This is a genomic window from Phreatobacter sp. GW821-FHT04C01, from assembly GCF_059420385.1.
Genome location: NZ_JBWKTP010000010.1, coordinates 1 through 15,554, shown reverse-complemented (window position 1 = coordinate 15,554; position 15,554 = coordinate 1). Strand labels below are relative to the sequence as shown.

Here is a 15,554-nt window from a genome sequence, read left to right as displayed (position 1 = left end):
ACCGCTCACCGGCTCGGGGGCGCCACATAGGAGAAACTCCAGATGACACTTCATTACGCCGCTGGAGGTGGCATTGATTCAAATGGACAGTATTCGGCTGGAACGGCCGGCTTCAATTTGGCAGATGTTCAATCAGTTGACCAACTCAATGCTTTGCCTGCCGGAACCAAAGGACTTGTCTGGCTCGACCAGGGCAACGGCGTTACTCAGTCTTTCATCGATGCGGTGACGCCCTATATCGGCAACTCGAAGCTCGAGGGCTTCTATCTCAAGGATGAGCCCGACCCGACCGGCAAATACGGCACGCTGGTCACCGCCGACAATCTCAAGGCGGAGTCGGACTGGATCCACGCTCACGTTCCGGGCGCCTCGACCTTCATCACCATGATGAACATGGGGTCGTCGGCCAATCCCGACTTCACCAACACCTATAATCCGACCAACACGCACATCGATTATTTTGGAATCGACCCCTATCCGGTCCGGTCGGGATCCGGAGCGGTCGATTACAACATGATCGACAAGGCGGTCGCCGCTGCCGAGCAGTCGGGAATCCCGGCCGACAAGATCGTGCCGGTCTATCAGACCTTCGGCGGCGGTGGCTGGGCCACCGACGACGGCGGAAAATACGTGATGCCGACCGCCCAGCAGGAGCAGACCATGCTCGACCACTGGGCCAAGCTCGTCCCCGCCCCGCATTTCGACTACGCCTATGCGTGGAACTCGCAGAATGGCGACACGGCCCTGTCCAATTCGGCCGAACTGCAGCAGGTCTTCCTCGCCCATAATACGGCGGGCGGCACCGCGACATCCGGCTCGACCGGCAGCGTCGTCGACACGGCCACCTCGCCTGTTGCCGGGTCCGCCGACAGCGGGACCGGTTCCACGTCCACCACCACGGGGAGCAGCACCGGAACCAGCACCGACGTCACCAGCGGCAGCAGCTCCGGAACCACGGACAGCACGAGCAGCAGCACCGGCACGACCACCCATGCTTCGGGGGGCACGACCGGCAGTACGTCGGCAACCACGGGCGGCAATTCCGGAACCTCCGCCGATGCCAGCACCGGCGGGACCACCGGCACGGCGACCGACAATACGTCGGCGACGACCACCGATCCCAACACCGGCGGCCAGGCAACCGGCGGGCAGCACCACCACTGGGCCGGCCATCACGATGCGGCAGCCACGGCCGATACGTTCCAGTTCGGCCAGTTCCAGCACCACTGGGACCATCATTGGGGCTGAGGATCGAAGCCAGTGAAGCGCTCTTGATCGCTCTCCGCGCGTAAGGGAGCTGCTGCTGGCGTCAAAACAAATCGCTCATTCCGGAGCGATGCATGGGGCCGGGCGTCGAGACATCTCAACCCCCGGCCCTGTGTCGTCGGCTATCCCGTGCCCGCTGAACGGCGTGGACCGCGTGATAACCGCTGCCGGCCCTTTGCCCGTGCCGGCGAAGGGCGCTCTACAGGTCTATCCGGGCGAACCGTCTTTCTTGCCGGCCATGCGACTGGAGACCGGCAGGACGGCTTTCGATCCGGCGGCGGCAAGTGCCGGCGTCGGCTCTTTCCGCCTCTGCCCGGCGCGCGCCAGGCGCCGGCTCTGCAGGAATGCGAAGGCGATCATCGTCATGAGCGCATGGCGGTGCAGACCGCGCCATGATCGCCCTTCGAAATGACCCAGCCCGAGCTCTTCCTTCAACTGCCGATGCGCCAACTCGCCGGCCCGGCGCGCCCTGACGACGCGGGCGAGCGCCCGCAGATCCGCGTCATCAGGCAGACTGGCCAGATAATACCCGGTTTCGCCGTCGGCCCGGCGCTCGCCGATGAGCCAGGTTTCGTCGCCCGGGAGATGTTGCTGCCGTTTGTCGCCGGCCCGCAGCACGCCGCCATCGGCCGGGCGCACGCGCATTGCGACGAAACGGGCCTGCCCGTCCTCCCCCGCGCCCAGTTTGCGAGCTTCACCGCGCGCTTCGGCTTCGGCCAGGGCCTGCTCTGCGGATATCGACGGGGCCCCGGCAACCGGACGCCGGCGCAGCCGGCCGCGGTCGGGCGTCGGCGGGACGGGATCGACCGCGGCGGCATAGACATCCTGATAGCGCGAAATGCCGACCGCCCAGGCCAGGCCGCGGCTGGTCAATCCATGCCGGAACGATGCGTGCTGGCCATAACCGGCATCGGCCAGCACGCAGCCGAAGCGCGTGCCGGCGGCGATCAGGCGGCCGATCTCGGCGAGCGCGATCTCCGGCTTGGTCCAAAAGCCGCGGCGGGCCAGGGGAACACCGGCCCGCTCGAGGCGATCCGGGTGGCCGGTCCAGCTTTCCGGCAGGAACAGTCGCAGCGCCACCGGCAGCGGCACGTCGCCGCGCACCAGCGTCAGGGACACCAGCAGCTGGCAATTGGCGCTCCGGCCGAGTTCTTGGACATATTGCGGCGCAACCCCGACCGAATGCTCGCCCTTCTTGGGCAGGGCCGTCTCGCCGACCACCACGACCGTCGCCTCACCGCCGGCGAGCTTGTCGGTCTGGACCAGCAGTTCAGCCTCGAGCGGTGCTTCGTCCCATATGCCGGCCGCGACAAAGTGGTGAAGCTGGTCGTAATCGCCGGCGGCCAGGCGCGCCGCCATCGGCTGCATGCTCTTGCGCTCGCCGGGCCCGATCAGCCCGGAGACATAGAGCGGCAGCATTCGCCGCCGCGCCTTGTGCCCGAGCGTCGCCAGGAACGGCGCCAGCCAGGCCTCATGGTGTTCCTCCCACTCCGCCGCCTGCTGCATGCCCCGCCCCGCGCCCGATCGGAGCACAGCGTCGCCCCAGACCCTCTAAGGCTTCGTCAATCTGCCAGAGTGGCGCCCGGGCGGCGCGTTATGCCGCGGTGCGGGCAGCGGTATCTGGATGACGGAGTGACGTAGCAGCGGGCGGGATTTCCGGCGTCGCGCCGCCTTCAATCATCCGCCGCTCGCTCCACTAGCGACTCATCAAAGTGCCAAAGTAGGATGTGGAAAAACATTAAGCTGACAAATTCTCGCCACCGATGATGCCGACACCGGCCGGGCTACTTGATAAGCGATAAAGGAAAAACTCCACATGACGCTTCATTACACGGCTGGCGGTGGCATTGATTCAAATGGGAAATATTCCGCCGGCCAAGCCGGCTTTAATCTGGCCGATGTTCAGTCGGTTGCGCAGCTCAATGCTTTGCCGGATGGCGTGAAAGGTCTTGTCTGGCTCGACCAGGGACAAGGCGTCACCCAGTCCTTCATCGATGCCGTGACGCCCTATATCGGCAACCCGAAGCTCCACGGCTTCTATCTCGTCGACGAACCCGATCCGACCGGCAAATACGGTCCGCTGGTGACCGCGGCCAATCTGAAAGCGGAATCGGACTGGATCCACGCCCATGTACCGGGCGCCGTGACCTTCATCACGATGATGGATATGGGCTCGTCGGCCAATCCGAGCTTCATGAACACCTATAACCCGGCCAATACGCATATCGACTATTTCGGCATCGACCCCTATCCGGTCCGGTCGGGAACCGGCCAGGTCGACTACAACATGATCGACAAGGCCGTGGCCGCGGCGGTGCAGTCGGGCATCCCGCTCGACAAGATCGTTCCGGTCTACCAGGCGTTCGGCGGCGGCGGCTGGAGCAACGACACCGGCGGAAAATACGTCATGCCGACCGCCGAACAGGCCCAGACCATCCTCGATCACTGGGGCAAGGCCGTGCCCTCGCCGGCTTTCGACTACACCTATCACTGGACCTCGCAGAACGGCGATTCGGCGCTGTCGACCTCACCCGAACTGCAAAAGGTGTTCCTTGCTCACAACACCGCCAATGCCGGCGGCTCCGGCGGCACCACGACGCCGCCCGACACAGGTGGCGGCACCACCACCCCTCCGGACGCAGGTGGCGGCACCATCACGCCTCCGGACACCGGTGGCGATCCCGGGCACACGCTGACAGGTACCCGGGGCAACGACACGCTGACCGGTACGGCCGGCGACGACACGATCCGCGGGCTCGGCGGCAATGATCGGCTGAACGGCGGTGCCGGCAACGACAAGCTGGACGGTGGTGCCGGCCGCGACATCCTCAATGGCGGCCTCGGCAACGACGTCCTGACCGGCGGCGCGGGGCGCGACACCTTTGTGTTCAACACGAAGCTCGGCAACAATAACATCGACACGATCACCGATTTCTCGGTCAAGCAGGACACCATCCAGCTCGATCATTCGGTGTTCACCGGCCTGAAAATGGGGCAGCTCTCGTCCGATGCCTTCTATATCGGCGCGGCCGCCCATGATGCCAGCGATCGCATCATCTACAATTCGAAGAGCGGTGCCCTGCTCTACGACGCCGACGGCAACGGTGCCGGCGCCGCCCAGCAATTCGCCCAGCTGGAGCCCGGACTTCACCTGACCAAAGCAGACTTCTGGATCGTCTGAGCCGGAGGCCACGGCCCGGTTCCGGTCTCGTCCGGAACCGGGCCTGCTCGGCCGCTCTCCTCCGCGCGCCGGTCAGGCCAATGCGTCGGCCGGCATTGGTCCGGCCGCGCGAGGCAGACGACGGGACACATCCCATCGCCGTCACCGGCGGCGATGTTGCCAACAGGCGACCGCCGGCTCGCCGGCCGTGGCAGCAGGCCAGGCCGGTCGCCGCCGTTCCAGGCGAGACCAGGCCCCGACGATCGTCGCGCTGGGCATAGCCCGCGACCCGCAACCGGCCGGCTCGCCGCCCCCGGCAACGATCGGCAAACAGCCCCTAATCCTTTCGGATTACTCCATCTTGGCTAGATACGGCAACATCTGCAACCATCAAGCGTAGCGCAAAAGACAGATAGCCTTAGCGGGTGAATATTGGCTAACTCCTCTGGATGCATTTTCGGGGACTATTTTTGTGATACCCTTATTTTCTGACGATTTTGACTTATCAGGAGATGACCTTCGACCGACTCGGTCACGGCACAATTATAACATAACCCATTATTAACTTTACTACAGTGCAGGCCGTGCCTGTTCTTGCATTTCCTCCTGCTGGAACCTTGCCGCGTCCCTCGCCTCGCACGGTCCACAGCCACCAGCCCACCAGGTCATCTCCGGTCCGGCACGCTCGAAACCGAGGAGAGCATCGAAATGGCGTTTGTAAGCGAGTACACGGCGAATGCGGTCTCTGGCGACGCAATGATCGCGATGGTCGATTGCGCCGAGAGCCTTGACCGGCGACCGATCGGCTCTCTCTACCCCGCACCAGCCGCGACGGAATCGGACGTCCCCCAGAGCAACGATCACCGTGGAAACGCCGTGTTGAGCATGCTGGACCGCATTGGCTGCGGCTACCTGGTGCTCGACGGCCGCAGGAGAGTTGTCGAGGCGAATGCCACTGCCCGGATCATTCTCGGCCGCGAGACAGGAGCAGCGGAGACGCTCGAGCAGTTGTCCCGTGCCTTCAAGCGACTGATCGACCGCGCGCCCGCCCGGTCGTCGCTCGGCGCGCTCTCGTGGGTGGTCATCTCGGGCAAGGACGACACGCCCCTGATCCTCAATCAGCCTGCCGAAGAGACGCCGGACCGAACCTGCGTCGTCATGCTCCTCGATCTCGATGCGCATCTGGAACCCAATCCGTCCATGCTCAAGCGGATGTTCGGCCTGACCATGGCCGAGACCCGCCTTGCATTGCAGATGGCGCGCGGCGACGTGCCGGCCGAGATTGCGCGGAGCCGGCGCCTCAGCCGGACGACCGTCCGCTCGCAATTGGCATCGGTCTTTGCGAAGACCCAGACGCGGCGACAAGCCGAGCTTGTCACTTTGCTGGCACGCGTGGCGGTCCTGCCGTGAAGACCATGCCTCCGCCGCCAAACCCTCCGGAACTGGCCATCATCCGGTCGCCCCCTGACCGGCCCGCGAGCACGGTTCGCCGCGTGCGCATCGCCGCGTGGGGCGCGACCTGTCTCATCGCCCTGGCCTCGGTGGTGCCCGGCGATTTCGAGTTGAGGACCGGAGCTCCATCCGTGCTGGAGCACTTCCTCGCTTATGCCTTGGCAGGCGGCCTCTTCGGGTTCGCCTATCTGCACAGGCAGCTCGTGATCGTCGCCGCCGTGCTCATCATCGGCGCGTTCGTGCTCGAACTGGCGCAGATCGTCGTTCCCGGCCGCACGGCCCGCTTGCTGGACGCACTGGTGAGCGGCAGCGGGGCGGTGGCCGGGGTCGCCGCCGGCACATATCTGCGTCGAGGTCATTGACGCGCAGGCGATGTCGGCCGGACGCCCCCGCCCCGGCCTGGCATCGACCGAACCTGGATGGCCCGAAGACGCCGCGACGGACCGCAGCCGCGGCACAAAGCACAGCGTGCATTTTCAGCCACGGATCAACGGTGCCAGCGATGCCTCACACTCCCACGGTCGTGACCGGAGCAGCCGGATTCATCGGGTTCCACGTCGCCAGGCGCCTGCTCGCCGAGGGCCGACGGGTCGTCGGCGTCGACTGCTTCACGCCCTATTACGACGTCAGGCTGAAGGAAGCCCGCTTCGCGGAGCTCATGCGCCACCGCGGATTCACGCCGGAACGGGTCGACCTGTCGGACGCGATCGCGACGGCCGATCTCTTCGCCCGCTCGCGGCCACGCCGGGTCATCCATCTGGCCGCGCAGCCCGGCGTACGCCAGGCGCTGGTCCAACCGCATCCCTACCTGGCATCGAACATCGTCGGTTTCCTGAATGTGCTCGAGGCCTGCCGGCATGGCGGCGTCGAGCATCTCGTCTACGCCTCGTCGAGTTCCGTCTACGGGTCGCATCAGAACCTGCCATTCGGCGAGCACCAGCCGGTCGACCATCCGGTCGGCCTCTATGCCGCGACCAAGAAGGCGAACGAGCTGATGGCCCACGCCTACAGCCATCTGTTTCGCCTGCCGGCGACCGGGCTGCGCTTCTTCACGGTGTATGGGCCCTGGGGCAGGCCCGACATGGCCGTCTACACGTTCACGCGGGCGATCGCCGAAGGGCGGCCGATCAAGGTCGCCAATGGCGGCAAGGTCTGGCGCGATTTCACCTATGTCGACGACATCGTCGAAGGCGTCCTGCGCGTGGCCGACCGGCCGGCGGCGGCCGACCCAGGCTGGGATCCTTGCGCGCCCGACCCGGCGACAAGCGACGCGCCGCATCGGGTGTACAATATCGGCAATGACCGGCCCGAGGAGTTGAACCGGCTCATAGCGCTGATCGAGCAGGCGCTCGGTCGCAAGGCGGTACGGATCGAGTGCCCGCTGCCGCCCGGCGACGTACTGGCGACAAGAGCCGATGTCACGGATCTGCGCCGGGATGTCGGCTTCGCTCCGGACACGTCCCTGGAGAACGGGGTCCGGCAATTCGTCCATTGGTACCGCAGCTACCAGGGATTGGCCGAACCCGCGCCGGCGGAATTGGCTGAACAATCCGCCTGACCGCGCCGCCCCGCGGTGGTCGCCCGGAACGGCCCGTGCAGACGTCCCCTTCCCACCGCTCTTTCATCACCGCCGAGGCCCGTGAAGACGCCGTCGCCGGGCGATCGGAGCGGTGCCGACCGCGCGTTTCTGCTATGATCAGGCCATGACGATCGGGATCATCGGACCCGGGCGGCCGATACCGCGGCACGGCGCCGCGGCAGCTTTTTTGGCTGGCGCCGCCGGCCTCGGAATCTGTCTGGTCCTGCTGTGGATCGCCAGCGACATCCTGGTCGACTGGATGTGGTTTTCGGCGATCGGCCACCTGCCGGTTTTCCGCACCACACTTGGTGCCAAGACCGCGGTCTTTCTTGCCGTCTTCGTCGCGACCGCCGCCATCCTGTGGGCGAACGGACGGCTCGCGCTCGGGCCATCCGGGCAAGCGCCGCCTGCCTCGCCCGCCCCGGGCGCGAACCCGGCAAGCCCGCCGCCGCCCCCCGATCCCTTCGAGATCCTGCGCCAGAAAATGCCCTGGCGCGGCGTCGTCGCCGCGACCGCCGCCGGTCTGGCGCTGCTCGTTGCCTGGGCGGAAACCGGCAATTGGGACGTCTTTCTGCAGTTCCTCTATCACGTGCCCTATGGCGCGAAGGATCCGCTCTATGGCGAGGACATCGGCTTCTATCTGTTTTCGCTGCCGACCTATGTCGCCGTCCGGAACTGGCTGCTGCTGACACTCTGCTTCAGCGTGCTGATCGCCGGCACGCTGCATTGGCTGCATGGCGGCATCGCCGTCGATGTTCAGGGGTGGTCGATCTCGCCGCGTGCGATCGCCCATGGCTCGGCATTGCTCGGTGCCTTCTTCGCGGTGAAGGCATGGTCCTACGATCTCGACCGTTCCCTGCTGCTCTACGGCAATAATGGCGTGGTGGTCGGCGCCGGCTATGCCGACGTCCATGTCGGCCTGCCGCTGCTGTGGCTGATGACCGGCGTCTCGATCGCCGCCGCATGCGTCACCTGGACCAACATCTGGCTGCGCACGCTTCGGCTGCCCGCGGCCATCCTGATCACCTTCGGTGCCGCCCTGCTGCTGTCGGGCGTCTTCGCGGCGGCGTTCCAGCGCCTTGTCGTCAAGCCGAGCGAACTGGAACTGGAACGGCCTTATATCGAACGGACCATCGCGCTGACCCGGCAGGCCTACAACCTCCATCAGGTCGCGACGAAACCGTTCCCGGCCGAGCAGGACCTGACCGCCGGCGCGCTCCAGGCCAATCGCGCGACGGTCGACAATATCAGGCTGTGGGACGGACCACCGCTCGCCGACACCTATGCGCAGCTGCAGGAAATCCGCACCTATTATAAATTTCACGACCTGTATGTCGATCGCTACAGGCTCGGCGGCACTTACCAGAGCGTGGTCGTCGCGGCGCGCGAGATGCAATCCTCCTTGCTGCCGCCGAACGCCCAGACCTGGGTGAACCTGCATGTCCTGTTCACCCACGGCAACGGCGTGGTCATGAGCCCGGTGACCCGCAAGAGCGCCGAAGGATTGCCGCTGCTCTACCTGCGCGACATTCCCCCGGTTGCCGATGGCGGCCCCGACATCCGCGAACCGCGGATCTATTATGGCCGCGAGACCGACAGCTACGTGATCGTCCGCGGCAGCACACCGGAATTCGATTATCCGAAGGGCAAGGACAACGCCTATGCCAGCTATGGCGGCAGCGGCGGCGTTCCACTGGGCGGGACGTTCAGGACCATCGTCTTCGCCCATTATTTCGGCGACCTGAACCTGCTGCTCTCACGCTACATCACCGACGACAGCCGGATCATGTTCCGCCGCAACATTCGCGAACGGATCGGCACGATCGCACCGTTCCTCACTCTCGATCACGATCCCTACCTGGTCGTCAGCGGCGGTCGGCTGTTCTGGATCCAGGACGCCTATACGACGAGCCGCTACTTCCCCTCGTCGCAGCCCGCGCCGGACCTCGACCTCAACTATATCAGGAACGCGGTGAAGGTGGTCGTCGATGCCTATGACGGCACGGTCGACTTCTACCTGATCGATCCCGCGGATCCGGTCGCGGCCACCTACCAGCGGATCTTCCCGAGCCTGTTCAAACCCTTCGCGGCGATGCCCGACGATCTCAAGCAGCATGTCCGCTATCCCGAGGATCTGTTCCGGGTCCAGGCGCAGCTCTACCAGAGCTTCCACATGGAAGCGGCCGACGTCTTCTACAACCGCGAGGATCTATGGCAATTCGCGCGCCAGCCGGCCGGGCGCAACACCCTGCCGATGGTGCCCTATTACATCATCATGCGGTTGCCCGGAGAGACCCAGGCCGAGTTCTTCATCATGATTCCGATGGTGCCGAGCCGCCGGGACAACATGATCGCCTGGCTCGCGGCGCGCTGCGACCCGCCGGACTACGGCAAGCTGATCGTCTATGAATTTCCCAAGGACAAACTGGTCTTCGGGCCGTTCCAGATCGAGGCGCGGATCAACCAGAACACGGAAATCTCGCAGCAGCTGTCGCTGTGGAACCAGATGGGGTCGCGAGTGATCCGCGGGAACCTGCTGGTCATCCCGATCGAGAACTCCATCCTCTACGTTTCGCCGCTCTACCTGCGCGCGGAACAGGGACATCTGCCCGAGCTCAAGCGGGTCATCGCCGCCTATGGCGAAAATGTCGTCATGAAGGAGACGCTCGCCGAAGCCCTGGCGGCGCTGTTCCCGGAACCACTCGCGGCGGCAGCCGAAACCGCCGGGCCGGGCGTCGGCGCGGCGGCCGCCGGACAGGCTCGCGAGGCGCTGGAGCATTATCACCAGGCCATGGAGCGGCTGAAGGCCGGCGACTGGGCCGGCTTTGGAACCGAGCTCGACGCCATGCGCCGCCTGCTGGAGAGTTTCGGCCGGCAGGCCGACCGCTAGCCGCGCGCGGCAGGTGGGCCGCCCCGCATCGTCGCGCGAGCCCTGCGTCCGCGCCGGCGCCCCTGCCTAGGCCACCACGGACCGGACCACCGCCCGGAGAACCCGCTGCGCGTCGTTCGGATCGAGCCGGACCTGCAGGCCGCGCTGGCCGCCATTGATGAACACCTGATCCTCCGCGAGCGCGGCCTCCTCGATGGCCGTCGGCACCGTCCGCTTCTGCCCGAACGGGCTGATCCCGCCGACATGGTAGCCGGTCAGGCGTTCGGCATCCGCCGGCCTCATCATGCTGGCCGCCTTGCCGCCGAAGGCCGCGGCGAGCTTCTTCATGCTGACCTCGCGATCCGACGGCAGCACGACACAGACCGGCTTGCCGTCGACTTCCGCCATCAGCGTCTTGAGCACGCGGCCCGGCGCTTCGCCGAGCGCCTCGGCGGCCTGAAGGCCGATGCGCTCGGCCCCCGGATCGTAATCATAGCTATGGACGCTGAAGGCCACGCCCGCCTTGGCAAGCGCGAGGGTCGCACGGGTGGTCTTCGACATCGTTCGGTTCATTCGATCGGACAAGGGAAACGCACGGCGTCAAATTCACCAACCGGCGCTCGACACGGCGAGCGCGAAAGCTATGGCGCAGGCCGAAGCCAGGTCAACCGGCAGCCGGCACCTGGCGCGCCACCGGGTGTCTCCCCGCCCCTGGCTTTCGCAGCCGCTCGCCGCCGCACAAAAAAATCGGCGCGCCGCGAACCGGTCCGGCGGTTCGGCGCCTCTTCATTCCTGCAAGCCGGCCCGACCGGCAGGACAGGAGACGAACATCATGGCCTTCTACCGAAAGAACATCGGCGGCATCCAGCAGATTGCCCGCATCACGCTCGGTCTCGCCGGCGCGGGCGCTGCCCTCGTGCTGCTGACACCTCCGCTCAGCCTTGCCGGCGTCGCGGCCGGCGCGATGTTCGCCTTGACCGGCCTTGTCGGCTATTGCCCGATATGCGCGGTCGCAGGTGTCGGCCGGCGCGATGAAAGCCTTCGATGACCGGCAAAGCCTGGCCTGAACCTCTGTTCGACGCGGCGCGCCTGGGAGACCGGGCCGCCATCGTCGAATTGCTGGCCATCGCCCAGCCCGACATCCGCCGCTACGCCCGCGCTGCCTGCCGCGGTTCGGCCGATGCCGAGGATGCCGCCCAGGAAGCGCTCTGGCTGCTGTTCCGCCGCATCGGCACCATCCGGTCGCTCGCGGCGGTGTCGCGCTGGCTGTTCGTCGTGGTCCGGCGCGAATGCCAGCGCCTGGCACGCCGCGCCGGGCTGACGCCGGCCGAGCCGATCGACGGCTTCGATCTCGAACGCGCCTTTGCCAGCCGGCCGGAACTGGAGATGCGGCTCGATCTCGCCGCTGCGATCGAGGCCTTGCCGCTGCATTATCGCGAGGTGGCGCTGATGCGCGATGTCAACGAAATGACCATAGACGAGATCGCGGAAAAGCTCGGCCTCAGCCGCGAAGCGGTCAAGGCACGGCTGCATCGCGCCCGGACGATGACGCGCGAATATCTCAGCCGATGAGATCAACGGCCTGCCGATGTCGCGATCGAGGCCCCCCTGCGGCATGACCGATTTGTCGCGCGGGGGGCTTACCCGCGCCCCCGCCGCCGTGGCAGCCTGTCGGCCAGGGGAGACCAAGCATGACCAGAATTTCCGATCTCGACGCCTTCGCCCTCGGCCAGGCCTTCCGGCGCAGGCAGTTGTCGCCGGTCGAGGCGACAGCCGACGCGCTCGACCGCGCGGAAGCGGCGCAAGCGACGATCAATGCCTTCGTCACCATCGATCGCAAGCGCAGCCTGGACTGGGCGCGCGAAGCCGAAACGCGCTGGATGAAGGGCGAACAGAAGAGCCGCTTCGACGGCGTGACCGTCACCGTGAAGGACAACATGGCGGTCGAGGGCTGGCCGAGCCGCAAGGGTTCGAAGGTCGTGCCGGCGACGCCGATGGCGTTCGACGCACCGGTCACCGCGCGCTGCAAGGATGCCGGGCTGGTGGTTCTCGGCACCACCACAATGCCGGAATTCGGCTGGATCGGCCTGTCCTCCTCGCCGCTGTCGGGCCATACCCGCAATCCCTGGCACAAGGATCGCACCGCCGGCGGCTCGACGTCGGGCGGCGCGGCCGCCGCGGCGCTCGGCATCGGCCGCTTCCATCTCGGCTCCGACGGCCTGGGTTCGATCCGCATTCCCTCGGCCTTTTGCGGCGTGCCCGGCATCAAGCCGAGCTTCGGCCGTGTCGCCGCCTATCCGCTGTCGGTGATGGGCGAGCTCGCCCATCTCGGACCGATCGCGCGCGACGTGCGTGAGGTCGCCGCCCTCTTGTCGATCCTGTCCGGGCCCGACCAGCGCGACCCGATGGCCTGGAACACGCCGGCACCCGATTTCACGGTCGGGCTGGAGGACGGCGTCAGAGGGCTGCGGATCGCCTATTCGCCCCGGCTCGGCTTCGTCAAGAAGGTCGATCCGGTGGTGGAGAAGGCGGTCGCCGACGCGGCCCGGGTGTTCGAGGATCTCGGCGCGACCGTCGATCAGGTCGATCCGCCGATCGGCGATCCGGCACCGCTCGCCTGGGACATCTGGAACGCCGGCGCCGCGCTGGCGCTGTCGGCTTTCGGGCCGGCGGAACAGGCCGAAATGGATCCGGGCCTGGTCGATTGCGCCCGGACTGGAGCCAGGATGCCCGCCACCGCGCTGATCGACGCGCTGCTCTACCAGCGCGCCAAGGTGGTCATCGCCATGGCGACGTTCCACGAGACCTATGACCTCTTGATCACCCCGACCATGCCGACCGGCGCGATCCCGCTCGGCGCCGACCTGCCGCCACCGGGCTTTGGGGGGCAGGCCGAATGGGGGCCGCTGTGGACCGACTGGAGCCCGTTCACGCCGCCGTTCAACGTCACCCAGCAACCGGCGGCCAGCGTACCCTGCGGCCTCGACGGCGACGGCCTGCCGATCGGCCTGCATATCGTCGGCGCCAAGCGGGCCGACGCACTGGTGCTGAAGGCCATGCGCGCCTTCGAAACCGCCCGGCCCTTCGCACGCGTCTGATTGTCGCATCGCCAGTCTGCACAAAGCCTGTGCGTGCATCGAAATTACGCGGTCGCTGCCGGCGGAACGGGATTGACTTCGCTTTCACAAGCATCGTCTCATCCCCTTCGCGCTCGGTGGCCCTGGTTGTCCACCGTGTCCTCCGAGGAGTTTCGCTATGTCGTCCGTGAAATTGTCCCGCCGTTCCGTCGTGGCCGGCGCCGCCGCTGCCGCAGGCGCGCTCTCTGCCCCGACCACCGTCAGCGCTCAGCAGGCCCAGGATACGCTGCGGATCGTGATGCATTCCGACCTGCGCATCGTCGATCCGATCTGGACCACCGCCTATATCACCCGCAACCACGGCTACATGATCTACGACACCCTGCTGGCGATGGACGCCAAGGGCGAGATCCAGCCGCAGATGCTGCAGGGCTTCACCACCAGCGCCGACAAGCTGACCTATGATTTCACCCTGCGCGACGGCCTGCTCTGGCACGACAACCAGCCGGTCACCGCGGAAGACTGCGTCGCCTCGATCAAGCGCTGGGGCGCCAAGGACGCGCTCGGCCAGACCGTTCTCGGCTTCGTCGAGACCATCTCGGTGAAAGACGCCAAGAGCTTCCAGATCAAGCTGAAGGAGCCGACCGGTCTGCTGATCTTCGCGCTCGGCAAGCCGTCGTCCAACGTGCCCTTCATGATGCCGAAGCGGGTCGCCGACACCGATCCGAACACCCAGATTTCCGACTTCACCGGCTCCGGTCCGTTCCGCATGGTGCGTGAGGAATGGCGGCCGGGCGACAAGGCCGTCTATGTCAAATTCGACGGCTACAAGCCGCGCGCGGAAGCCCCGTCCAGCCTTGCCGGCGGCAAGGTCGCCAAGGTCAACCGCATCGAATGGCGGGTCATCGCCGACCAGCAGCAGGCGGCCAACGCATTGCTCGCCGGCGAGATCGATCTCATCGAGGCGCCGAGCCACGACTTGCTGCCGCTGCTGAAGGGCGATCGTTCGATCAAGCTGGTCGACTGGAACCCGCTCGGCAACCAGTACACGATGCGCTTCAACCAGTCGGTCAAGCCGTTCGACAATCCGAAGATCCGCCAGGCGGTGCTCTATGCGCTGAACCAGGAGGACTTCCTGAAGGCGACCATCGGCGACCCGGAATATTACAAGGTCTGCAAGGCCATGTTCGTCTGCGGCACGCCGCTGGAGACGACCGCCGGCATGGAGGATAAGCTCGAGTCGAATTTCGCCAAGTCCCGGCAACTGCTGCAGGAGGCCGGCTACAACCGCGAACCGATCGTGCTGCTGCACTCGACCGACCTGCAGGTCCTGACCAATCTCGGCCCGGTGGCGAAATCGCTCCTGGAGCGCGGCGGCTTCGTCGTCGACATGCAGTCGATGGACTGGCAGACCGTGGTCGCCCGGCGCGTCAAGAAGGATCCGCCGGCCCAGGGCGGCTGGAACGCCATGCTGACCTCCTGGGTCTCGGCCGACATCCTCAACCCGGTCATGGCCGGCTTCTTCAACGCCTCCGGGGACAAGGCTGCCTTCGGCTGGCCGAACGACCCGGAACTGGAGGCGTTGCGCGCACGCTTTGCCCGCGCCGGCACCCCGGCCGAGCAGAAGAGCATCGCCGAAGCGGTGCAGCGGCGCGTCGCGGAGAGCCCGACCCACGTCCATCTCGGCCAGTGGTACCAGCCGGGCGCCACCCGCCCGAACATCTCGGGCTGGATCCCGGCGCCGGCGCCGATCTTCTGGAACATCGAGAAGGGCCGCGGCGCGTGATAGATTGATCGATCGGCGGCCGGAACCTCCGGCCGCCGTGTTCTTTTGAGTAGCCGGTCGGTTTCGTATGATTTCTTATATCCTTCGCCGCCTCGTCGCGACTGTGCCGGTTCTGCTCACCGTCGCGGTGATGGTGTTCCTGATGCTGCGCCTGACACCGGGCGACCCCGCCGCGGTCATTGCCGGCGACAACGCCACCTCCCAGCAGATCCTCGACATCAGGACCAAGCTCGGGCTCGATCAGCCGATCGTCTCGCAGTTCTTCATCTGGATCGGCAACACGCTGCGCGGCGATCTCGGCGAGAGCTTCTTCTTCCGCAAGACGGTGTGGGAACTGATCTCCGACCGGATCGAGCCGACCTTGT

Annotated in this window: 12 protein-coding genes and 1 pseudogene; 11 read left to right on the top strand and 2 right to left on the bottom strand. The window is 66.2% G+C overall.

Annotated elements, in window-relative coordinates; genetic code table 11:
* Positions 1 to 153: 153 nt before the first annotated feature.
* Positions 154 to 1,248, top strand: coding sequence for a calcium-binding protein (locus AC07WJ_RS29230; protein WP_494938231.1), 1,095 nt, complete (start codon positions 154 to 156; stop codon positions 1,246 to 1,248).
* A 225-nt stretch (positions 1,249 to 1,473) separates the two neighbouring features.
* On the opposite strand, the gene AC07WJ_RS29225 is transcribed toward AC07WJ_RS29230, so the two are convergent.
* Positions 1,474 to 2,772: an IS701 family transposase gene (locus AC07WJ_RS29225; protein ID WP_494938230.1), complete on the bottom strand. Its 1,299-nt coding sequence runs from the start codon at positions 2,770 to 2,772 to the stop codon at positions 1,474 to 1,476.
* Positions 2,773 to 3,205: 433 nt separating this feature from the next.
* Between AC07WJ_RS29225 and AC07WJ_RS29220 the strand changes: the two genes are divergently transcribed.
* The 5 genes from AC07WJ_RS29220 to AC07WJ_RS29200 all read left to right on the top strand — a co-directional run bounded on the left by AC07WJ_RS29220 (position 3,206) and on the right by AC07WJ_RS29200 (position 10,347).
* A complete protein-coding gene (locus AC07WJ_RS29220) occupies positions 3,206 to 4,447 on the top strand; it encodes a calcium-binding protein (RefSeq protein WP_494938229.1) in 1,242 nt (413 codons plus the stop codon).
* Between the two features lie 687 nt (positions 4,448 to 5,134).
* Positions 5,135 to 5,836 carry a helix-turn-helix transcriptional regulator gene (locus tag AC07WJ_RS29215; RefSeq protein WP_494938228.1) on the top strand — a complete coding sequence of 234 codons (702 nt, stop codon included), beginning with the start codon at positions 5,135 to 5,137 and terminating at the stop codon, positions 5,834 to 5,836.
* Positions 5,833 to 6,240 (top strand): VanZ family protein, encoded by a 408-nt coding sequence (locus AC07WJ_RS29210; protein WP_494938227.1) that lies wholly within the window; start codon positions 5,833 to 5,835, stop codon positions 6,238 to 6,240. Before AC07WJ_RS29215 ends, AC07WJ_RS29210 begins: the two co-directional genes overlap by 4 nt.
* A gap of 140 nt (positions 6,241 to 6,380) precedes the next feature.
* Positions 6,381 to 7,436, top strand: coding sequence for an NAD-dependent epimerase/dehydratase family protein (locus tag AC07WJ_RS29205; protein WP_494938226.1), 1,056 nt, complete (start codon positions 6,381 to 6,383; stop codon positions 7,434 to 7,436).
* A 145-nt stretch (positions 7,437 to 7,581) separates the two neighbouring features.
* Positions 7,582 to 10,347, top strand: a complete 2,766-nt coding sequence (locus AC07WJ_RS29200; RefSeq protein WP_494938225.1) for a UPF0182 family membrane protein — start codon at positions 7,582 to 7,584, stop codon at positions 10,345 to 10,347.
* Between the two features lie 66 nt (positions 10,348 to 10,413).
* Here the strand turns inward: AC07WJ_RS29200 and ybaK are convergent, their stop codons facing one another.
* On the bottom strand, positions 10,414 to 10,887 hold the full coding sequence (ybaK, locus tag AC07WJ_RS29195) for a Cys-tRNA(Pro) deacylase (RefSeq protein ID WP_494938224.1): 474 nt from the start codon (positions 10,885 to 10,887) through the stop codon (positions 10,414 to 10,416).
* Here ybaK and AC07WJ_RS29190 point away from each other — a divergent pair.
* The 5 genes and pseudogenes from AC07WJ_RS29190 to AC07WJ_RS29170 all read left to right on the top strand — a co-directional run.
* A complete protein-coding gene (locus AC07WJ_RS29190) occupies positions 10,874 to 11,374 on the top strand; it encodes a YgaP family membrane protein (protein ID WP_494938223.1) in 501 nt (166 codons plus the stop codon). The two genes, ybaK and AC07WJ_RS29190, sit on opposite strands and share 14 nt — an antisense overlap.
* A complete protein-coding gene (locus tag AC07WJ_RS29185) occupies positions 11,371 to 11,898 on the top strand; it encodes an RNA polymerase sigma factor (protein WP_494938222.1) in 528 nt (175 codons plus the stop codon). The genes AC07WJ_RS29190 and AC07WJ_RS29185 overlap by 4 nt, the downstream gene beginning before the upstream one ends.
* 119 nt (positions 11,899 to 12,017) lie before the next feature.
* Complete coding sequence (locus AC07WJ_RS29180; protein ID WP_494938221.1) at positions 12,018 to 13,424, top strand: amidase; 1,407 nt, start codon at positions 12,018 to 12,020, stop codon at positions 13,422 to 13,424.
* A 157-nt stretch (positions 13,425 to 13,581) separates the two neighbouring features.
* Positions 13,582 to 15,189 carry an ABC transporter substrate-binding protein gene (locus AC07WJ_RS29175; RefSeq protein ID WP_494938220.1) on the top strand — a complete coding sequence of 536 codons (1,608 nt, stop codon included), beginning with the start codon at positions 13,582 to 13,584 and terminating at the stop codon, positions 15,187 to 15,189.
* A 67-nt stretch (positions 15,190 to 15,256) separates the two neighbouring features.
* A pseudogene (locus AC07WJ_RS29170) lies at positions 15,257 to 15,554 on the top strand (ABC transporter permease); the annotation flags it as partial.